At 71.0% G+C, this 17,944-nt stretch carries 23 protein-coding genes; 12 read left to right on the forward strand and 11 right to left on the reverse strand.

Features of this window, described 5'->3' with window-relative positions; all coding sequences use genetic code 11:
• On the forward strand, positions 1-99 hold a 99-nt coding region (locus AB0J88_RS24010; RefSeq protein WP_364358404.1), incomplete at its 5' end, for a ricin-type beta-trefoil lectin domain protein.
• Positions 100-143: 44 nt separating this feature from the next.
• Here the strand turns inward: AB0J88_RS24010 and AB0J88_RS24015 are convergent.
• The 4 genes from AB0J88_RS24015 to AB0J88_RS24030 form a co-directional block, all read right to left on the reverse strand.
• Positions 144-290 (reverse strand): hypothetical protein, encoded by a 147-nt coding sequence (locus AB0J88_RS24015; protein ID WP_364357930.1) that lies wholly within the window; start codon positions 288-290, stop codon positions 144-146.
• Between the two features lie 63 nt (positions 291-353).
• Complete coding sequence (locus AB0J88_RS24020) at positions 354-806, reverse strand: HAD-IIIA family hydrolase (RefSeq protein ID WP_364357933.1); 453 nt, start codon at positions 804-806, stop codon at positions 354-356.
• Positions 803-2,269, reverse strand: a complete 1,467-nt coding sequence (locus AB0J88_RS24025; protein WP_364357936.1) for a pyridoxal-dependent decarboxylase — start codon at positions 2,267-2,269, stop codon at positions 803-805. Before AB0J88_RS24025 ends, AB0J88_RS24020 begins: the two co-directional genes overlap by 4 nt.
• 39 nt (positions 2,270-2,308) lie before the next feature.
• Positions 2,309-2,899: an XRE family transcriptional regulator gene (locus tag AB0J88_RS24030; RefSeq protein ID WP_364357938.1), complete on the reverse strand. Its 591-nt coding sequence runs from the start codon at positions 2,897-2,899 to the stop codon at positions 2,309-2,311.
• Positions 2,900-2,982: 83 nt separating this feature from the next.
• Here AB0J88_RS24030 and AB0J88_RS24035 point away from each other — a divergent pair, with 83 nt between their 5' ends.
• The 3 genes from AB0J88_RS24035 to AB0J88_RS24045 all read left to right on the forward strand — a co-directional run bounded on the left by AB0J88_RS24035 (position 2,983) and on the right by AB0J88_RS24045 (position 6,157).
• On the forward strand, positions 2,983-3,540 hold the full coding sequence (locus tag AB0J88_RS24035) for a TetR/AcrR family transcriptional regulator (protein ID WP_364357941.1): 558 nt from the start codon (positions 2,983-2,985) through the stop codon (positions 3,538-3,540).
• Positions 3,537-4,826, forward strand: coding sequence for an NAD(P)/FAD-dependent oxidoreductase (locus AB0J88_RS24040; RefSeq protein WP_364357944.1), 1,290 nt, complete (start codon positions 3,537-3,539; stop codon positions 4,824-4,826). The genes AB0J88_RS24035 and AB0J88_RS24040 overlap by 4 nt, the downstream gene beginning before the upstream one ends.
• A gap of 86 nt (positions 4,827-4,912) precedes the next feature.
• The gene (locus tag AB0J88_RS24045) at positions 4,913-6,157 is read left to right on the forward strand and encodes an MFS transporter (protein ID WP_364357947.1); all 1,245 of its coding nucleotides are present in this window, start codon (positions 4,913-4,915) and stop codon (positions 6,155-6,157) included.
• Here AB0J88_RS24045 and AB0J88_RS24050 read toward each other — a convergent pair.
• The 3 genes from AB0J88_RS24050 to AB0J88_RS24060 form a co-directional block, all read right to left on the reverse strand.
• Positions 6,154-7,524: a glycine--tRNA ligase gene (locus AB0J88_RS24050; protein WP_364357950.1), complete on the reverse strand. Its 1,371-nt coding sequence runs from the start codon at positions 7,522-7,524 to the stop codon at positions 6,154-6,156. The two genes, AB0J88_RS24045 and AB0J88_RS24050, sit on opposite strands and share 4 nt — an antisense overlap.
• A gap of 66 nt (positions 7,525-7,590) precedes the next feature.
• Complete coding sequence (locus tag AB0J88_RS24055) at positions 7,591-8,184, reverse strand: hypothetical protein (RefSeq protein WP_364357953.1); 594 nt, start codon at positions 8,182-8,184, stop codon at positions 7,591-7,593.
• Between the two features lie 25 nt (positions 8,185-8,209).
• Complete coding sequence (locus AB0J88_RS24060; RefSeq protein WP_364357956.1) at positions 8,210-8,551, reverse strand: antibiotic biosynthesis monooxygenase; 342 nt, start codon at positions 8,549-8,551, stop codon at positions 8,210-8,212.
• A 27-nt stretch (positions 8,552-8,578) separates the two neighbouring features.
• Here AB0J88_RS24060 and AB0J88_RS24065 point away from each other — a divergent pair, with 27 nt between their 5' ends.
• The 8 genes from AB0J88_RS24065 to AB0J88_RS24100 all read left to right on the forward strand — a co-directional run bounded on the left by AB0J88_RS24065 (position 8,579) and on the right by AB0J88_RS24100 (position 13,561).
• The gene (locus tag AB0J88_RS24065; protein ID WP_364357959.1) at positions 8,579-8,836 is read left to right on the forward strand and encodes a DUF6703 family protein; all 258 of its coding nucleotides are present in this window, start codon (positions 8,579-8,581) and stop codon (positions 8,834-8,836) included.
• A gap of 75 nt (positions 8,837-8,911) precedes the next feature.
• Positions 8,912-9,853 (forward strand): metal ABC transporter substrate-binding protein, encoded by a 942-nt coding sequence (locus AB0J88_RS24070; RefSeq protein ID WP_364357962.1) that lies wholly within the window; start codon positions 8,912-8,914, stop codon positions 9,851-9,853.
• Positions 9,850-10,605, forward strand: coding sequence for an ATP-binding cassette domain-containing protein (locus AB0J88_RS24075; RefSeq protein ID WP_364357965.1), 756 nt, complete (start codon positions 9,850-9,852; stop codon positions 10,603-10,605). Before AB0J88_RS24070 ends, AB0J88_RS24075 begins: the two co-directional genes overlap by 4 nt.
• Complete coding sequence (locus tag AB0J88_RS24080; RefSeq protein ID WP_364357968.1) at positions 10,602-11,492, forward strand: metal ABC transporter permease; 891 nt, start codon at positions 10,602-10,604, stop codon at positions 11,490-11,492. The genes AB0J88_RS24075 and AB0J88_RS24080 overlap by 4 nt, the downstream gene beginning before the upstream one ends.
• Positions 11,493-11,506: 14 nt before the next feature.
• On the forward strand, positions 11,507-11,806 hold the full coding sequence (locus AB0J88_RS24085; protein WP_089249188.1) for a metalloregulator ArsR/SmtB family transcription factor: 300 nt from the start codon (positions 11,507-11,509) through the stop codon (positions 11,804-11,806).
• Positions 11,803-12,201 (forward strand): transcriptional repressor, encoded by a 399-nt coding sequence (locus AB0J88_RS24090; protein WP_364357971.1) that lies wholly within the window; start codon positions 11,803-11,805, stop codon positions 12,199-12,201. The genes AB0J88_RS24085 and AB0J88_RS24090 overlap by 4 nt, the downstream gene beginning before the upstream one ends.
• Before the next feature lie 38 nt (positions 12,202-12,239).
• On the forward strand, positions 12,240-12,842 hold the full coding sequence (locus tag AB0J88_RS24095) for a hypothetical protein (RefSeq protein WP_364357974.1): 603 nt from the start codon (positions 12,240-12,242) through the stop codon (positions 12,840-12,842).
• 71 nt (positions 12,843-12,913) lie between these two features.
• Positions 12,914-13,561, forward strand: a complete 648-nt coding sequence (locus tag AB0J88_RS24100; RefSeq protein WP_364357977.1) for a DedA family protein — start codon at positions 12,914-12,916, stop codon at positions 13,559-13,561.
• A gap of 37 nt (positions 13,562-13,598) precedes the next feature.
• On the opposite strand, the gene AB0J88_RS24105 is transcribed toward AB0J88_RS24100, so the two are convergent.
• From AB0J88_RS24105 to AB0J88_RS24120, 4 genes are all read right to left on the reverse strand, one after another.
• Positions 13,599-15,515, reverse strand: coding sequence for an acyl-CoA dehydrogenase family protein (locus AB0J88_RS24105; protein WP_364358407.1), 1,917 nt, complete (start codon positions 15,513-15,515; stop codon positions 13,599-13,601).
• A gap of 134 nt (positions 15,516-15,649) precedes the next feature.
• The gene (locus AB0J88_RS24110; protein WP_364357980.1) at positions 15,650-16,168 is read right to left on the reverse strand and encodes a DUF6328 family protein; all 519 of its coding nucleotides are present in this window, start codon (positions 16,166-16,168) and stop codon (positions 15,650-15,652) included.
• A gap of 119 nt (positions 16,169-16,287) precedes the next feature.
• Positions 16,288-17,097, reverse strand: coding sequence for an AAC(3) family N-acetyltransferase (locus tag AB0J88_RS24115; RefSeq protein WP_364357983.1), 810 nt, complete (start codon positions 17,095-17,097; stop codon positions 16,288-16,290).
• Entirely contained in the window at positions 17,094-17,903 is an 810-nt protein-coding gene (locus tag AB0J88_RS24120) for an alpha/beta hydrolase (protein ID WP_364357986.1), read from the reverse strand. The genes AB0J88_RS24115 and AB0J88_RS24120 overlap by 4 nt, the downstream gene beginning before the upstream one ends.
• Between the last annotated feature and the right edge of the window lie 41 nt (positions 17,904-17,944).

A 17,944-nucleotide genomic window follows, 5' to 3' on the forward strand; every position in this document is an offset into this window, starting at 1 on the left:
CTCTGCCTCGACGTCAACGGAGCCGCCACCGCCAACGGCACCCCCGTCATCGTCTGGACCTGCCACAACGGCAGCAACCAACGCTGGACCCGCGCGTAGACCCGGGTCGGCCGGCCGGCCCGCGACACATCGTCGCGGGCCGGTCAGCCGGTGACCACCGGCCAGGCGTACGCGAGCACCGCGCAGGCCGCGCCCAGCAGGGGCAGGGAGAGTCCCCGTGGCCGCACGGGCAGGGCGCCGACGGCGATGAGGATGACCGCGAGTACATATAGGACCGCTTGAACAGACATGGCGCCCCTGGTACCCCCCAAGGTGCACCAGGGAAACCTGCCACGGTCCACCGTGGACTCCGGTCAGGCGAAGGTGCGGTCCGCCCAGCGAAAGGTGCCGATCGCGGCGGCGCGGGCCAGCCGCCGGTCGGTTTCGGAGTCACCGACCAGCACCGACGACGACAGGTCCAGGTCGTGGGCGGCGGCCAGTCGACGGATCAGCCCGGGACGCGGTTTGCGGCAGGGGCACCCGGCGTCCCGTGCGTGGGCGCACACGGCCACCGCGGTGATCACGCCCGGAACGGCGGCCCGCAGTTGCTCGCAGAAGTCGTCGAACCGTGCGGCGCTCAGCGTGCCCTCCGCGATCCCGGACTGGTTGGTCACGACGAAGACGGGAGAGCCGGCCAGGGTGGCGAGTTTCTCCGGTACGCCGGGCAGGACGGTGACCCGGCCGGCCTCGTCGTAGTCGATCTCACCGTGGTCGTCGAGCGCGAGCAGGGTGCCACCGAGATCGAAGAAGTGGGCCGGGCGGCTCATGTGTGCCGGGCCAGGGTCGCCCGGACCTCGGCGACCATCGCGTCGACATCCGACGCGGTGGTGCCGAAGTTCACCACGCACGCGCGCAGCGCGAACACCCCGTCGAGCGTGGTGCCGGCGAAGAAGGCCCGGCCGCCCAGCTGAACCGCTCGCAACACCGCGCGGTTGAGGTCGTCGAGCGCCTCGGTCGGATGCCCGGCCGGGCGGCAACGGAAGCACACGACGCTCAAGCCGTGCGCGAGCAGCTCCAGGTCGGGGGCGGCGTCCACCGTGGACGCGAGCCTGGCCGCGACCGCGACGTCACGAGCGATCCGAGCGCGATACCCCTGGGTGCCGAGGTGCTTGAGGAGGAACCACAACTTGAGCGCGCGAAATGGACGGGTTTGGTCGAATCCGTACTCACTGAACCACACGGGGCCACCGACGCCGTCCGGGTCCTCGTCGGTGCGCAGATACGGCGGGACCAGGCTGAAGGTGTCCCGCGCCCCCTGCTGGTCCCGCAACAGCAGCAAACCGGCGTCGACCGGCGTGTAGAGCCACTTGTGCGGGTCGAGGGCGAGGCTGTCGGCGCGCGCTATCGCGGCGCGCTCGTACGCGTACCGCTCGAGCAGCAGGACAGCCGGTCCTCCGTACGCGCCGTCGACGTGCAGCCACACGTCCTGCTCGGCGCAGGCATCGGCGATCGCACCGATCGGGTCGACAGCACCGGTGCCTGTCGTGCCGGCGCTCGCCATCACCGCGACAGGCAGCCCGCCCTCGGCGCGGTCCCGCTCGAGGTGGGCCCGCAGCAGGTCCGGCCGCATCCGGTGGGCCTCGTCGGAGCCGATCGTGCGGACCTGCGCCGAACCGATCCCGAGCAGCTCGGCCGCCTTGCGGGCACAGCCGTGGCCCTCCTCGCCCACGTAGAGCAGAAAACGCCGGCCGTGACCCTGCAGGCCCTGGGTCCGCACGTCGATGCCGGCGCGGGCCGCCGCCCGGTGCCGGGCCGCGGCGAAGGCGGTCAGCGTCGCCGCGGATCCGCCGCTGACGAGCAGGCCGACACCGTCCGGCGGGCCGCCGAAGCCGGCCAGTTCGGCGAACCAGCGCACCACCTGGTGTTCGACGTGAACGGCGGCGTGGTTGCCGCCGGCCACGCTCGGGTTCATCGTGGCTGCCAGCGCTTCGGCGGCGATCCCGAGCGGATGCGGCGGAGAGTTGACCCATGCGGCGAAGCGGGGATGCCCGTTGCCGAACGGATATGGCGCCACCTTCTCCAGGAACTCCGCGAACACGGCGTCGACATCGGATCCCGCCGCCGGCACCGGCTCGGCGGCGAGCGCCGCGGCGAGATTAGCGGGATACGGCGTGAAAACGGGCCGGCTCGGCAGGTCGGCCAGATACCGTTCGATGATCATGGCGACCCGCACACCGAACGCTTCCGGAGCAGGTTCGTCGGCGCCGGCCGGAGGATGAGTCGCATCCACGCATTCCACTATAGTGGAATCCGGTCGGCCGCGGCGGCCTCAGGCGTGCTGTTCCGCGTCCGCGAGGTTCATGACGAGGTAGTAGACACACGGTTCCCCGGCAAGGTTGGCGAAGCCGTGGTGACAGTCCCCGGCGTAGTAGATGCTGTCGCCCGAGCACAGCTCCACCTGGTCCCCGTCGAGCGACAACCGCAAGGTGCCTGACTCGACGGCGAGATACTCCCGGGATCCCGGGCCATGCGGCAGGAACAGCCCGGCATCGACGTGCGGGCCGATCGTCGTTCGCATGAACTCGAACTCCACGCCGGGAAGCACCGGGCTCAGCACCCGCCGCTCCCACCGCGGGCCGTCACGGACGACGCTCTGCTCGTCCCGGCGCACGACGACCACGCCCGCCTCGCTCTCGTTGCGAAGCAGTCGCGCGATGCTGGTTCCCAGACCGGTTGCGATGCGATCGAGGACGAGAACGGTGGGTACGCGGCTGCCCCGCTCCACTTGCGACAGCATGCTGCGACTGACAGCACAGCTGGCGGCCAGGGCGTCCAGGGTGAGACCGCGACGGCGGCGCACCTCGCGCAGTCGCCTGCCGAGCTCAGCAGGATCGATGTCCGTGCGGAGCGGAGCGGGCACCGGCTGACGCTAACAGATCGCACGGGCCACTCAAGGGGTGCTACTGTCAACCAACCAGTTGGTTGAGAGGTGAGGTGCGCGGAATGGCTGACCCGGTCGATCGTCGACAAGCGCTCATCAGCGCGGCGTTCGCGGCGATCGCCGACGAAGGCTTCGAGGGCTTCCGGTTGCGACCGATCGCCGCCGCCGCCGGCATCGACCACTCCACGCTGCACCATTACTTCCGGACCAAGGAGGACGTGATCGCCGCCGTGCTCGAGCACGTGACCAGCCAACTCGAGGGATCCATGCGATCCGACCTGGAACCCGCCGAGCGACTGCGCCATCACCTGGGAGCGATCGCCACGGCGATCGTGGAACGGCCTGACCTGTTCATCGTGCTCGACGAGCTCGACCTGCGCGCCCGCCGCGACGCGACGATGGCGGCCACCATCAAAGATGACGAGCAGGGCTGGCGGGCCGCGCTCGTGGCGCTGTTCGAAGAAGGCGCCGAGCAAGGGACCTGGTCGGTGGACCTCGACGTCCACGCCAGTGTGGAGCTGGTGATCGCCAGCCTGAAGGGCGTTCGACTCCGTCCCGACACGGCCGGGGTGGTCGTCAAGCAGCTGTGCGACCTCTACTCGCAGGGAGCGCCAGAATGATCGACGTAGTCGTCATCGGTGGCGGCATCGGCGGTCTCGCGCTCGCGCACGGGCTGCGGCGACACGGGATCGAGGTCGCGGTCTACGAGCGCGACGCGCATCGCGACGACCGCGTGGACCGCTACCGGCTGGCGATCAACCCGGCCGGCAGCCGGTCGTTGCGGGCCTGCCTGCCCGACCGGCAATGGCAGGCGTTCCTGGACACCGCGGGCCGGCCCGGTGGCGGATTCGGCTTCCTCGGCAGCGACCTTCGCGAGCTGGTGCTCGTCGAGGACGCGATCATGTATCCGCGTGTTCCCGATCCCGCCGAGCGCTCCTACCCCGTCGACCGTCACACGTTGCGCGGCATCCTCCTCGACGGGCTCGGCGACACTGTCCACTATGGCATGACCTTCGAGCGTTACGAGGTCGACGCCGACGGCCGCCCGACGGCCCACTTCGCCGACGACACCTCGGCGACGGGCGACGTCCTCGTCGGCGCGGACGGGAGCAACTCGCGCCTGCGCGCGCAATACCTACCCGCCGCCACCCGCCGCGACGCTCACGCCGTCGGCGTCGGACTCAAGCTGCCGCTCGACGACGACACCCGGGCGTGGCTGCCGGCCCGGCTCGGCCAGGGAATGAACCTCATCATGGCAGCCGCACCGTACTTCCTGTTCACCTCGGCGTTCGCACGTCAACAGCCAGCCGGGGACGACTACCTGCTGTGTGCCTTCGTCGCCCGCGACGACCAGTTCCCGGCACATCCGGAACGCCTCGACAGCACCCTCCTCAAAGCCCACATCGCCGGCCTGACCGCCGACTGGCACCCGGCACTGCGCCGGCTTGTCGACCGTTGCCCACCGGAGCACGTGAGCGCGTTCCCCTTCCGGGCGTCCGACCGCCCCGCGCCATGGACGCCTTCCCGGGTCACCGTCCTCGGCGACGCGGTGCACAGCATGCCGCCGACCGGCGGCAACGGCGCGAACACCGCCCTGCGCGACGCCGCCCTCCTCACGCGGCAACTGTCGCAGGTCGCCCAAGGCCGGTTGCCCTTGCTCAAGGCCCTCGGTGACTACGAGGCCGACATGCGCGAATACGGCTTCCAGGCGGTCGACCTGGCCATGGAGACCCTGCGGCAGGGGCTGGCGAGCAGTCCGCTCGACCTGTTCCTGAGCCGCGGGTGGTTCCGTCTCTGCGACCTGGCGACGCCGCTTCGGCGGATGACGTTCGGCAACAGCTGGGCAAAGGTCAGCGCCCCGCGCCAGTGGGAGCGGGCGGCCGCCGCCACGGACCGCACGCCCTGAGAGTCACCGTCCGGTCGCGCCGTTCCACATCGTTCCGGCTGTCCCCTTGAGACGTCGTCGGCGGCACCACTAGAGTCAGTTTCATTATGAGACTGACTGCCTTCTGGCGCTGGTGGACGGCCGGGACGACCAGTCACGTCGGCTCGGCGGTCGGCGGCATCGCTCTCCCGCTGACCGCCCTGGCCGTACTCGACGCCTCGGCGTTCGAAATGGGTCTGATCACGGCCGCCGGCTACCTCGCGTACCTGCTGATCAGCCTGCCCGCCGGGGTGATCGTGCAGCGGGTGCCGCTACGCGGCATGCAGGTCGCCCTGGATCTGGTCCGGGCCGTCGCCATCGCGTCCGTCCCCCTGGCCTGGTGGCTCGACTCCCTGACGGTGGCCCAGCTGGTCCTGGTCGCGCTGGTCGTGAGCTTCGCCAACGTGTTGTTCGACGTGGCGAACCAGACCTTCCTGCCCGAGATCGTGCCGGCCGCGCAGCTCCAGGCGCGCAACAGCCTCAACTCGGGAACGCACGCGGCGACCCAGCTGGGCGGGCCGTCCCTGGGCGGACTCGCGGTGCAACTGCTCGGCGCGGTGCCGACGCTGTTGGTGGACGCCGTCAGCTATCTGATCTCCGCCGTGCTGCTGGGGACCCTTCCGGCCCGGCGGGTGCGGCGGCCCGCCGAGCGACCACCGATGGTCGCGATGATCCGCGAGGGCTGGCACTTCGTGCTTCGGCACCCGATCATGGGGCCGGCCATGTGGGATGCCACCGCGACGAACTTCGTGTGCGGCGCGATGCTGGCCCTGTTCCCGTTCTACCTGGTGCGCGACCTGCACGCGACGCCGCTCCTGGTCGGACTCCTGCTCGCCGCCGACGGGCTCGGCACGCTCGTCGGCGCCGCATTGACGACAAGATTCACCGATCGGGTCGGCACCGCGCGCGGCCTGATCGTCGCCGCCTTCGTCGGCGTGGCCGGCGCGCTGGTCATCCCGCTCGGGACCGGCACCGCCGCCTATCTGTGCTTCGCCGCCGGCAACCTCGTCTTCGCCGGCTCCACAGTGGTGCTCAGCGTGACCACCCGCACCTACCGGATGCTGGCCAGCCCGCCAGAGCTTCTGTCGCGGGTGATCGCCACGGTCAAGTTCGTCTCGTGGGGCGCCATCCCGCTCGGCAGCCTGCTCGCCGGCGTCCTGGCCGGGCCGCTCGGTGCCCGCACCACTCTGCTGGTCTTCGGGGCGCTCACGGTGCTGTCGCCGATCATCTACCTGTCGACCCCGATCCGCGGGCTGCGCGACCTTCCGCTAGACGTCACCCCGGAACCGGTCGAAGCCCGAGTGGGAGCCTAGAGCCGGTCCAGCAGGTAGCGCTCGATCGCCTCCAGGGACACCCGCTCCTGGGTCATCGTGTCGCGGTCCCGGATCGTGACCGCGTCGTCCGTGAGCGTGTCGAAGTCGACCGTCACGCAGTAGGGCGTGCCGATCTCGTCCTGGCGCCGGTAGCGGCGACCGATCGCCTGCGAGTCGTCGAACTCGACCACCCAGCGCTTGCGCAGGCGGGCCGCCAGGTCCTTGGCCTTCGGCGACAGCTCCGGGTTGCGCGACAGCGGCAACACAGCGACCTTGACCGGCGCCAGGCGCTTGTCGAAGCGCAGCACCGTGCGCTTGTCGACGCCGCCCTTGGTGTTCGGGGCCTCGTCCTCGTCGTACGCCTCGAGCAGGAAGGCCAACACCGCGCGGGTGAGGCCGGCGGCCGGCTCGATCACGTACGGGACCCAGCGCTCCTTCTTCTCGGGGTCGAAGTAGGACAGGTCGACGCCCGAGTGCTTGGAGTGGGTGGTCAGGTCGAAGTCGGTGCGGTTGGCGATGCCCTCGAGCTCCGCGAACTCCGTGCCGCCGAAGCGGAAGCGGTACTCGATGTCGACCGTGCGCTTCGAGTAGTGCGACAACTTCTCTTTCGGGTGCTCGTAGAAGCGCATGTTGGCCTCGGACAGGCCCAGGTCGCGGTACCAGTTCCAGCGCTCCTGCAGCCAGTACTCGTGCCACTTCTCGTCCGAGCCCGGCTCGACGAAGAACTCCATCTCCATCTGCTCGAACTCGCGCGTACGGAAGATGAAGTTGCCCGGCGTGATCTCGTTGCGGAACGACTTGCCGACCTGGGCGACACCGAACGGCGGCTTCTTGCGGGCGGCCGTCGCGACGTTGTTGTAGTTGACGAAGATGCCCTGCGCGGTCTCGGGCCGCAGGTAGTGCATGCCCTCTTCGTTCTCCACCGGGCCGAGGTAGGTCTTCATCAGCCCGTTGAACATGCGCGGCTCGGTGAACGCGCCCTTGACGCCGCAGTTCGGGCAGTTGATCTCCGACAGGCCGGTCGGCGGGCGGTCGTGCTTGGCCTCGAACGCCTCTTCGAGGTGGTCGGCCCGGAACCGCTTGTGGCACGACTGGCACTCGGTCAGCGGGTCGACGAACTCACCGATGTGGCCGGAGGCCACCCATACGTCACGGGCCAGGACCACCGCGGAGTCGAGGCCGACGATGTCGTCGCGCTCCTGCACCATGGTCTTCCACCACTGCCGGCGGACGTTCTCCTTGAGCTCCACGCCGAGCGGACCGTAGTCCCACGCCGACCGGGTGCCCCCATAGATCTCGCTCGAGGGGAAGACGAAGCCCCGGCGCTTGGCGAGGCTGACGATGGCGTCGATGCGATCGGCTGGCATGGTTTCCTCCTACGCCGGCTGGCGGCCGGCTGAGGGCTTGCAAAAGGGACAGACAACGCACCGAGATTAGTCGGTGACGCCGCAGACCTCTAAACCGCCCGTCCCCCGGTCCTGCGCCATGGTGAAGCTCAGCGTCGACGACGCCCCGGTCGTGTACGTGACCTCGACCGGCACGATGATGCCGTCGGTGGTGCCGGTCTTGACGGACCGCACCTGGAACCGGTCGATCCGCGGCTCCATCGACTCGGTGGCAGCGAAGTCGCTCGGCGACTGGGCGAGCTGCCGGGAGTCGCACAGCAGGGCGTACGCCTCGCCGTACTCGGCGTGCTGGAGCGCCTCGACGTAGTCGGTGACCACCACGCGGGCCTGCTCCTCGATCGCCCGAACCCCGAAGACGGTCAGCCCGGCGAACGAGGCGACCCCACCGCCGCAGCAGAGCAGCGCGAACGCCCCGGCCGCGCCGAGCCCGAGCCACATCCGCTTGGTGCGGCCCTCGGTCGGCGGTGCGGCGAACGGGGGCGCGACGCCCGGACCCTGCGGCGGCAGCGGCGGCCCGACCGGAGGAGCCACGGGCGCCGGCGCCGGCGAGTCCGGCGGCGGCGTGAAGTAGCCCGACGGCGGGCCGGGTGGGATCTCCGGCGGGCCGGGCGTCGGGTTCATGTCAGCCAGCGTAATGGGACCAGGCTCACCGGCCGGGCCCTACCGACCGGTCGCTGGCCCGGACCACCACAAAGCCGCCGGGCTCCGCGCTCGCCAGCGGCTCGAACGCCGACGGCTCGTCGAGCGATTCGGCCAGCAGCGGCGTCGCGTGCACCTTGACGTCGAACCCGCCCAGCGCGCGCCGGTACGTGCCCACCGACTCCCAGTCGGTGACCAGGCACCAGGCGGTCGGGTCGTCGAGGCCGCGGACCAGCTGCCCGGACCGGTAGCCGGGCCGCGCGGCCAGTGCCTCCAGGGCGGCGTGGGCCCGCTCGGTGAACCCGTCGGCGGCCTCCTCGGCCACCACGAACCGGTTGACGACCAGCACGGACGAACCTCCTCGTAGAGTGTCGGCATGCAGCCTACGCAGCGCGCCCTGCCGGAGCGGCTGGCCCGGGTCAACCCGACGCGGGCGTTCCTCCTCGCCCTGGCGCTGATCCTGGCCGGCCTGCTGCTGCCGGGCATCATCGGCGGCCTGGTGCTGCTGGTCCTGGCCGCCGGCATGATCGCACTCGCCCGGCTGACCTGGCCGATCCAGGCGCCGCAGACGCGCGTCGTGCGCCTCGTGCTGCTCACCGCCCTCATCGGCATCGCGATCTTCAAGATCCTCTAGGGCCGACAAGGACCGTCACCCGCCACGACTCATGCGTTTTTGACAATCAATTTCATTGTCGGCGACAGTTGAGGCATGCGTCGCCGCCGTACCCTCGCCGCGGTTTTCGCCGGTCTCGCCGCCTTCGCCGCGATCGGCCTGGCGGCCTGCACCAACGAGTCGGCGGCCGCGCCCGGCAAGGTCGACGTGGTTGCCGCCTTCTACCCCCTCCAGTTCGTCTCGGAGGAGGTCGGCGGCGGGCACGTCACGGTGACCAACCTGGCCAAACCGGGCGCCGAACCGCACGACCTCGAGCTCAGCGCCCGCCAGGTGGGCCGGGTCTCCGACGCCGAGGTGATCGTCTACCTCAAGGGCTTCCAGCCGGCGATGGACGACGCGGTCGAGCAGGTCGGCGGCGACCGGGCGTTCGACGTGAGCACCGCGGTGCCGCTGCTCCAGGCCGGTGAGAGCGACCACACCCACGAGGGTGAGGAAGAGCCCGCGCACGAGGGCGAGAGCAGCACCGACCCGCACATCTGGCTCGACCCGATCCGGCTCGCCATGATCGGCCAGCAGGTCGCCGACCGGTTGGCAGCTCAAGATCCGGAGCACGCGGCGGACTACACCGCCAACGCTTCCCGGTTGCGCACCGAGTTGACCGGGCTCGACCAGGAGTACGCGACCGGTCTGGCCACCTGCCAGCGGCGCGAGCTCGTGACCAGCCACGCCGCGTTCGGCTACCTCGCCGACCGCTACCACCTGGAGCAGGTGGGGCTGACCGGGGTGACACCGGACACCGAGCCGGCACCGCAGCGGCTGGCCTCCGTCGCCGCCGAGGCGCGCGAGCACGGCGCCACGACGATCTTCTTCGAGACGCTGGTCAGCCCCAAGGTCGCCGACACGATCGCGGCCGAGGTCGGCGCCCGGACCGCGGTCCTCGACCCGATCGAGGGCCTGCGGCCCGGCGCGACCGGCGACTACTTTTCGATCATGCGCACGAACCTGACCGCCATCCGCACCGCCCTGGACTGCTCATGAACGCTCCCGTCGTCGAGGTCAGCAACGCGATCGTCGGGTACGACGACAAGATCGTCCTGCGCGGCGTCTCGCTGAGCGTCCAGCGCGGCGACGTCGTCGCGATCCTCGGCGCCAACGGCTCCGGCAAGTCCACGCTGGTGCGGTCGATCCTGCGGCTGGTGCCGCTGAGCGCCGGCGCGATCACCCTGTTCGGCGACAAGCGCTTCAAGCAATGGCAACGCATCGGGTACGTGCCGCAGCGCATCGGAGCGGGTTCCGGCGTCCCGGCGACCGTCGCCGAGGTGGTCGGCTCAGGCCTGGTCGCCCGCCGGGGGATCTTCCGCCCACCGGGTGCCGCCGACCGGGCCGCCGTGGCGACCGCGCTGCACGCCGTCGGGCTGGCCGACCGCGCCGGTGATCCGGTCAGCAGCCTCTCCGGTGGCCAGCAGCAGCGCACCCTGATCGCCCGCGCCCTCGCGGGCCGCCCCGAGCTGCTGGTCCTCGACGAGCCGACGGCCGGCGTCGACGCGGCCAGCCAGGCCGCCTTCGCCGGAGCGCTGGAGGAGTTCGTGGCCGGCGGCGGCACGGTGCTGCTGGTCGCGCACGAGCTCGGCCCGCTGCAACCGTTGATCACCCGCTGCGTCGTGGTGCACCACGGCGAGATCGCGCACGAGGGCTCCGTGCCGGCGCCGGCCGGCCACCACGCCGACCCGGGCCACGACCACGTGCACCCGCACGCGCCCGACGAGGCACCGGGGATGTGGGGAGCATGAGTATTTTCGCGAACGAGTTCATGATCCGGGCGTTGGTCGGCGCCGTCGTGATCGGCCTGACCGCGCCCGCGCTCGGCATCTACCTCGTACAGCGGCGGATGTCGCTCATCGGCGACGGGGTCGGCCACGTCGCGCTGACCGGTGTCGGCGTCGGCCTGCTGCTCAACACCTCGCCGGTCTGGACAGCGGTGATCGTCTCGGCGGTCGGCGCGGTCGCCATCGAGCTGATACGCGAACGCGGCCGCACGTCCGGCGACCTGGCCCTCGCCCTGCTCTTCTACGGCGGCATCGCCGGCGGCGTCATGCTGGTCGGCCTGTCCGGGAGCCGCAGCAACGCCAACCTGATGACGTACCTCTTCGGATCCCTGGCCACCACCTCGCGCTCCGACCTGGTGCTGATCCTGGTGCTCGGCGCCGTCGTGCTCGGGCTGGCCATCGGCCTGCGGCCGGCGCTGTTCGCGGCCAGCCACGACGAGGAGTACGCGCGGGTCTCCGGCCTGCCGGTGCGCGCGCTCAACCTGCTGGTCGCGGTCATGACGGCGGTCACCGTGACGATCTCCATGCGCGCGGTCGGCCTGCTGCTGGTCAGCGCGCTGATGGTCGTGCCGGTGGCGACCGCGCAACAGGTGGCCCGCGGCTTCCTGGCCACGATGGGCCTCGCGATGGTGCTGGGGGTGGCCGCCGCCGGCTCCGGGGTCTGGCTGGCCTGGGAGATCGACACGGCGCTCGGCGCGACCATCGTAGTGCTCGCGATCGCCGGCTTCCTGGTCGTCGCCGTGTCCCTGGCGGTGCTGCGGGCGGTCCGCAGACGCACGGCCCTGCGCGCGAGCCGCTCCGTCGCCATACCCGACCCGGAGCCACACGAGGTTGTCCTCAATCGGCGCTGAGCTACGGTTCCGGTATGACGGAGGGCAACGGGTACGAGTCGTACGAGCGCGCGGGAGAGCTCCTGCGCGCCCTGGCGGCGCCGATCCGGGTCGCCATCGTCACGGAGCTCGGCGGCGGCGAACGCTGCGTGCACGAGCTGGTCGAGTCGCTGCGCGCGCCGCAGCCCCTGGTGTCCCAGCATCTGCGGGTGCTGCGCGGCGCCGGCCTCGTACGCGGCAACCGGCGGGGCCGGGAGATCGCGTACTCCCTTGTCGACGAGCACATCGCGCACATCGTGGCCGACGCCGTCAGCCACGCCCGGGAGGCATCATGAGCGAGGCGGGCACGCTGCGGAACACGCACCAGCGGCGGGCGGTCAGCTCGCTGCTCGGGTCCGTCGAGGGCTTCCACAGCGCCCAGGAGCTGCACTCGATGCTCCGCGACCGGGGTGAGCGGGTCGGGCTGACCACCGTCTACCGCACCCTGCAGAGCCTGGCCGACGCCGGTGAGATCGACGTGATGCGCCCGCCCGGCGGCGAGCACCTCTACCGCCGGTGCAGCCAGGGGCACCACCACCACCTGGTCTGCCGGTCCTGCGGCTCGACCGTGGAGGTCGAGGGTCCGGCGGTCGAGAACTGGGCGGACCGGGTGGCCGAGAAGCACGGCTTCACCGACGTGAGCCACACGCTCGAGATCTTCGGAACCTGCCAGGGCTGCTGCCGGAGCTGACTAGTGCGGCGGGGCCGCCGGTGCGGGACCCTGTGGGCGTGAAGATTTACGCCGACCGCTTTCCCCGGTTCCTCCTCCAGGTCGTCACCGACCTGTTCGTGATCGCGTGGGTCTACTTCTGGATCCGCGGCGCCCTGTGGTTGCAGGACCAGGTCCAGAAGCTGGGCGTACCCGGCCAGAAGCTCGAAGGCGCCGGCAGCGCGCTGGCCGCGAACCTGGCCGAGGCGAGCAGCAAGGTGGGCCGGGTGCCGCTGGTCGGCGACGAGCTCACGACGCCGTTCGAGAAGGCGGCGGGAGCGGCCCGCTCGGTCGCCGAGGCGGGCCAGTCCCAGCAGGACGTGGTCGGCGACCTGGCGCTGGCACTGGCGGTGATCACCGCCGTGCTGCCGATCCTGTTCGTGCTGCTGTTCTGGCTGCCGTTGCGGGTCCGCTGGGTCCGCCGGGCCAGCGCGGCGTCGCGCGTCCGCAAGTCGGCGGCGGGCCGGGACCTGCTGGCCCTGCGCGCCCTGGCCACCCAACCGCTGAGCAAGCTGGCCAAGCTGGGCCCGGACGTGGCCGAGTCCTGGCGCCGCTCCGACGACTCCACAGTGGATGCCCTGGCGGCGCTCGAGCTCAAGTCGCTTGGCCTGCGACAACGATGATCGGCGCGACTGGGTGAACGGCGATACCCCGGCTAGGCTTTGAAGATCACTGTCAACGCGATCTTCACGCCATGGATGGCTTTCTAGACTTCCTGGACCCGTTCATCACGTCGCCGTGGGTTTACGGCGTCGTTTTCGCGTTGGCGGCTCTCGACGCGTTTCTCCCGATCGTGCCCAGTGAGGCCACGCTGATCACCGCTGGGGTCTTCGCGGCCAGTGGTGAGCCCAACGTCCTATTGATCATCCTGACCGGCGCTGCGGGTGCCATGGTCGGCGACCACATCTCGTACTTCATCGGCCGCGCCGGCGGCGAGAGCGTGATCAACCGGATACCCGAGGGCACCCGCCGGGCCAGGACCTTCGAGCGGGTACGCGAGCTTCTCTTCGCGCACGGTGGCGTCGCGCTGGTGATCGCCCGCTACATTCCCGGAGGCCGGACCGCGATCACGCTGACCTGCGGTGCGATCAGGTACCCACGCCGGCGGTTCACCGCGTTCGACGCGCTCGCCTGCTTCTCCTGGGCGGCGTACACCACGCTGTTGGGCTTTGTCGGCGGATCGGCCTTCGAGGACCACCCGATCCAGGGGCTCGCACTCGGCTTCGGTATCGCCCTGGCCCTGGCCGGGGTGGCCGAGCTGATCCAGTGGTTGCGGCGCCGCCGCAGGCCGCCGGAGAGGCCCAAGCCTCAAGAGGTGGGTGTCGGCGGGGACGGAAAATAGCGAAGCGGCCCGGGCCTGAGCCCGGGCCGCCGCCGCGTCACATAGGTGGAATTCGCCGCCGCACGTCTTCCGCCGTCGACGGACCCGGCTTCCAGGTCGCCACCCAGGGCAGGTCGCCCTCGGGGTGCACGACGCCGTCCTCGAGCCAGGTGTAGCGCCCGTCGAGGATCCGCTTGGCCGCCTTCACATCCACCGCGTCCGTGTTGTCCCAGAGTGCGGTGAACAGCGCGTCGGCGCGTACCTTGGCCTGCCGGCAGAACAGGTCGGCCAGTTCCATGCCCTCCGGCCGGGTCTCCCGCTCCGAGGTGGCCCGCACGCAGACCGCCGCCATCGCGAACAGCTCCGCGCCGATGTCGACGATCCGGCCGAGGAAGACCTCGCGGTCCTCCATCCGCGCCTGCCAGCGGGACATGCCGTAGAAGGTCGACCGGGCCATCTTGCGGGCCGCCCGCTCGACGTACCGCAGGTGCTGGGCCAGCGGGCCGTACTCGTCATTGAAGGCCGACGGGTTCTGCCCCTTGCCGACCGCCAGACCCGGCAGCCACTTGGCGTAGAACGCGGTCGCCCGGGCACCGGCCTTCGCCTTGCGGCCCAGGTCGGCCTTGGGGTCGATGATGTCGCCGGCGACCGAGAGGTGCGCGTCGACCGCCTCACGGGCGATCAGCAGGTGCATGATCTCGGTCGAGCCCTCGAAGATCCGGTTGATCCGCAGGTCGCGGAGGATCTGCTCGGTCGCGACCGCGCGCTCGCCGCGGGCCGCCATCGAGTCCGCCGTCTCGTAGCCACGACCGCCCCGGATCTGCACGAGCTCGTCGGCGATCTTCCACGCCATCTCGCTCGCGTAGAGCTTGACCAGCGCCGCCTCGATGCGGATGTCGTTGCGGTCGTCGTCGGCCAGCATGCAGCACAGGTTGAGCATGGTCTCCATGCCGTACGTGGTCGCGGCCATGAAGGACAGCTTCTGCGCGATGGCTTCGTGGTCGCCGACGGGCCGGCCCCACTGCACCCGCTCCGCGGACCACTGCCGGGCGACGCTGAGGCACCACTTGCCGGCGCCGACGCACATCGCGGGCAGCGACAGCCGGCCGGTGTTGAGCGTGGTCAGCGCGATCTTCAGGCCGCGCCCCTCGCCGCCGATCATCTGGTCGGTCGGCACGAACACGTCGTGGAAGCGGGTCACGCTGTTTTCGAGACCGCGCAGGCCGACGAAGCTGTTGCGGCGCTCGATCGTGATGCCCGGCGAGTCGCCCTCGACGACGAACGCGGTGATGCCGCCGCGCCGGCCCTCGGACTTGGGCACCCGGGCCATCACCACGAGGAGCGTGGCGATGGTGCCGTTGGTGGCCCAGAGCTTGACGCCGTTGAGCCGGTAGCCGCCCTCGACCGGCTCGGCGATCGTGCCGAGGCGGGCCGGGTCGGAGCCGACGTCGGGCTCGGTGAGCAGGAACGCCGACACCTCGCCGCCGGCCAGGCGGGGCAGGTAGCGCCGCTTCTGCTCGGCGGTGCCGAACAGCTTGAGCGGCTGCGGCACGCCGATCGACTGGTGTGCGGAGAGCAGCGCGCCGATCGCCGGGCTGGCCGAGCCGGCCAGCATCAGGCTGCGCGCGTAGTCGAGGTTGGTCAGCCCGAGGCCGCCGTACTTCTCGTCGATCTTCATGCCGAACGCGCCGAGCCGGGCCAGGCCGTGGAACACGTCGTCCGGGATCCGGTCCTCACGCTCGATGAGGGCACCGTCGACATCGCTGCGGATGTAGGCGTTGAGCTTCTTGACGAACTCTTCGCCCTTGGCGGAGCGCATCGGGTCGGGCTGAGGCCACGGGTCGATCAGGTCGAGCCGCAGCCGGCCCAGGAAGAGCTCCTTGCCGAAGCTGGGCTTGGTCCAGTTGGTCTCGCGGGACGCCTCGGCGACCTCGCGGGACTCCTGGTAGGAAACCGTGCCGGCCTCCTGCGGCAGAGCACCGGCACCGTCGGCGCCGCCGGCCTCCGGCGGCCTGTTCTGCGTAGTCGTCACGGCTTCCCCCTTTTGTCCGGGCTTGGCTGTGCTGGTTCTGACGGTACCCCGCTTTGTTACCCGCCGGTAGGCTTCTGCTATTCCTCGGGGTTCTCGCGACGCTCTTCGATCTCTTCCTCGGTCTCGTCCGCCTCTCCCCAGTCCCGCCGCGACCACGGCAGGATCGCCCAGAACGTGAGGAAGAAGAAGGCGGTCACCGCGCTGAGCCCGATGGCGATGCCGCGCGAGAGGATGAAGTCGGTGATCAGCAGGACCGCGGCGGACATCGAGACGAGCATGAAGAACAGGCCGCCGGTGGCCATCTTGTGGCCGAACCGGACCAACTCGGGCTTGCGCCCCTGCCGGAACAGCGCCCGGTGGAACGCCACCGGAGCGATGATCATCGCGGTCGCGGCGGCCGCGGCCAGCAGCGCGACGAGGTAGATGTCGCGCTGGAACTCGGTGGTCTCCGGGAACCCGCTGCTGAACGGCAAGGTCAACAGGAACGCGAACAGGATCTGGACGCCCGTCTGCGCGACCCGCAACTCCTGCAGAAGATCGGCGAAGTTGCGGTCCCACCGCTGCTTCGGGGTCTCCTTGCGGTGCTCCTGGGCCATGCGGGCTCCTTTGTCCGGCCGTGACGGAAGCCGGCTAGCCCTTCCATGGTCGTCGCTGGGGGCGCCGGTCCGCGGTCAATTCCCGCCCGGCACTTCGCTGAAACGCGAGACTTGATCAGCTACTTGCGGTTTTCGGACATCCAGCGTTCCGCGAAGTCGACCGCCGCGCGTTGGGACATCAGGCGCGCCAGGGCGCCGCCGATGCGGCCCGTGCGGACCGCTCCGGTCGCGTCGAAGTCGGCGCCCAGCAGCTCGAAGTCGCTCTCGTCCAGGTCGACGTCGTCCCACCAGACCCACTCGCGGCCGCCGTCCGCGGTCTGCACCGCTGCTCCCAGGTGGGCCGTCGGCGGGTCCGCCTGCCGGTACTCGGCCAGGTGCAGGGACGTGTTGGAGTCGTGCCCGACGCCGAGCAGCAGGACGTCGCCGTCGAGGCCGTAGATCTTGCCCAGGGGCGAGTCGGCACCGAGCATGCCCGCGCGTGGCTGGCCGTAGACCACCTCGGCCGCCAACCGGCCCAGCGCCGCGAACGAGACCTGCGGGTGGTCGCTGCGCTGTGCACCCGGCCAGGTGCGGACCACCTCCGCGACCGCGCCCATCCAGCGGCTCGGCGTCACCTGCGGGTCGAAGCCCGGCATGTGCCCCCGGATCACGGGCCACCAGTCCTCGGGTACGGGCGGGTTCTGCCAGCCGGCCGGGTCGGAGTTGTCGGGGGTGTGCGTGGGCACGACCAGCGTCCCGTCCGGACCGATCGCGTCGCGCAGCGCCAGCACCAGCGCGTGCGGGCCGCCGGCCACGTAGCCGACCGGCTTGAGCGACGCGTGGACGAGCAGCGTCGAGCCGGGCCGGACACCGAGCGCGGCCAGATCGGCGGCGAGCGACTCGCGGGTGTGCGGCAGGCGTTCGGCGGCCTCCGCGGGGTGGTTGCTCACGACGCGTCCGCGATCCGGGCGAGGACCGCCTGCGCGAGCACGTCGGGCTGCCGCTCGGGGACCCAGTGGTCGACGCCGGGCAGCGGCAGGAAGCGGTAGTCGCCGGTCACGTGCTCGCCGGCCGCGCTCGCCGCGACCAGCCCGACGGCCGAGTCGCGGTCACCCCACACGAACGTGGTCGGCCGGTCCACCGGGCCGACCTTCGCCAGCTCCTCGATCGACAGTGCCCGGTACCAGTTGAGGGCCGGCGTGAGCGCGCCCGGTTCGAGCAGCGGCGCCGCATCGCTCACGCCGTCGAGCATCGCCCGCAGCCGGGCGCCGTCGTCGCTGGTCAGCACCGCCTCGGCCTTGCCGACCATGAGGAACAGCTGGATGTACGACGACCGGCGTTGCTGGTCGGGATCGCTGAACAGGGCCTGCGCGAACGCGGCCGGGTGGGGCACGCAGACCGCCGTCAGCGACCGGACCCGCTCCGGGTGGGTCGCGGCGAGCTGCCAACCGACCAGCGCGCCGAAGTCGTGGCCGACCACGTCGGCGCGCCCACCGGCCAGCTCGTCGACGAACGCGACCGCGTCGGCCACGCACTCGGCCTGCCGGTAGGCGTCGACCCCGCTCGGCCGCGCGCCGGGCGAGTAGCCGCGCTGGTCGACCGCGAAAGTGCGCAGTCCCGCCTCGTTGAGGACAGAGGTCACGCCGGCCCAGCTGTGCCGGTTCGTCGGGAAGCCGTGCAGCAGGATCACCGGCGGCCCACCGGGCGGGCCACCCTCCGTGACGTCGAAGGCCAGCCCGCGTGTCTCGATCCGCATGCGCGCGAGCGTACCTGCCGACACCGGTGTTAACGTGGTGG

This window comes from Asanoa sp. NPDC049475, from assembly GCF_040676915.1.
Lineage (GTDB): Bacteria > Actinomycetota > Actinomycetes > Mycobacteriales > Micromonosporaceae > Asanoa.

Excerpts from the sequence above, each read along its gene's own strand:
- AB0J88_RS24045 (WP_364357947.1), top strand. The coding sequence starts at position 4,913 with ATGAGACTGACTGCCTTCTGGCGCTGGTGGACGGCCGGGACGACCAGT.
- AB0J88_RS24040 (WP_364357944.1), top strand. The coding sequence starts at position 3,537 with ATGATCGACGTAGTCGTCATCGGTGGCGGCATCGGCGGTCTCGCGCTC.
- AB0J88_RS24075 (WP_364357965.1), top strand. The coding sequence starts at position 9,850 with ATGAACGCTCCCGTCGTCGAGGTCAGCAACGCGATCGTCGGGTACGAC.
- AB0J88_RS24090 (WP_364357971.1), top strand. The coding sequence starts at position 11,803 with ATGAGCGAGGCGGGCACGCTGCGGAACACGCACCAGCGGCGGGCGGTC.
- AB0J88_RS24055 (WP_364357953.1), bottom strand. The coding sequence starts at position 8,184 with ATGAACCCGACGCCCGGCCCGCCGGAGATCCCACCCGGCCCGCCGTCG.
- AB0J88_RS24120 (WP_364357986.1), bottom strand. The coding sequence starts at position 17,903 with ATGCGGATCGAGACACGCGGGCTGGCCTTCGACGTCACGGAGGGTGGC.
- AB0J88_RS24085 (WP_089249188.1), top strand. The coding sequence starts at position 11,507 with ATGACGGAGGGCAACGGGTACGAGTCGTACGAGCGCGCGGGAGAGCTC.
- AB0J88_RS24015 (WP_364357930.1), bottom strand. The coding sequence starts at position 290 with ATGTCTGTTCAAGCGGTCCTATATGTACTCGCGGTCATCCTCATCGCC.
- AB0J88_RS24080 (WP_364357968.1), top strand. The coding sequence starts at position 10,602 with ATGAGTATTTTCGCGAACGAGTTCATGATCCGGGCGTTGGTCGGCGCC.
- AB0J88_RS24035 (WP_364357941.1), top strand. The coding sequence starts at position 2,983 with ATGGCTGACCCGGTCGATCGTCGACAAGCGCTCATCAGCGCGGCGTTC.
- AB0J88_RS24020 (WP_364357933.1), bottom strand. The coding sequence starts at position 806 with ATGAGCCGCCCGGCCCACTTCTTCGATCTCGGTGGCACCCTGCTCGCG.
- AB0J88_RS24100 (WP_364357977.1), top strand. The coding sequence starts at position 12,914 with ATGGATGGCTTTCTAGACTTCCTGGACCCGTTCATCACGTCGCCGTGG.
- AB0J88_RS24110 (WP_364357980.1), bottom strand. The coding sequence starts at position 16,168 with ATGGCCCAGGAGCACCGCAAGGAGACCCCGAAGCAGCGGTGGGACCGC.
- AB0J88_RS24050 (WP_364357950.1), bottom strand. The coding sequence starts at position 7,524 with ATGCCAGCCGATCGCATCGACGCCATCGTCAGCCTCGCCAAGCGCCGG.
- AB0J88_RS24065 (WP_364357959.1), top strand. The coding sequence starts at position 8,579 with ATGCAGCCTACGCAGCGCGCCCTGCCGGAGCGGCTGGCCCGGGTCAAC.
- AB0J88_RS24070 (WP_364357962.1), top strand. The coding sequence starts at position 8,912 with ATGCGTCGCCGCCGTACCCTCGCCGCGGTTTTCGCCGGTCTCGCCGCC.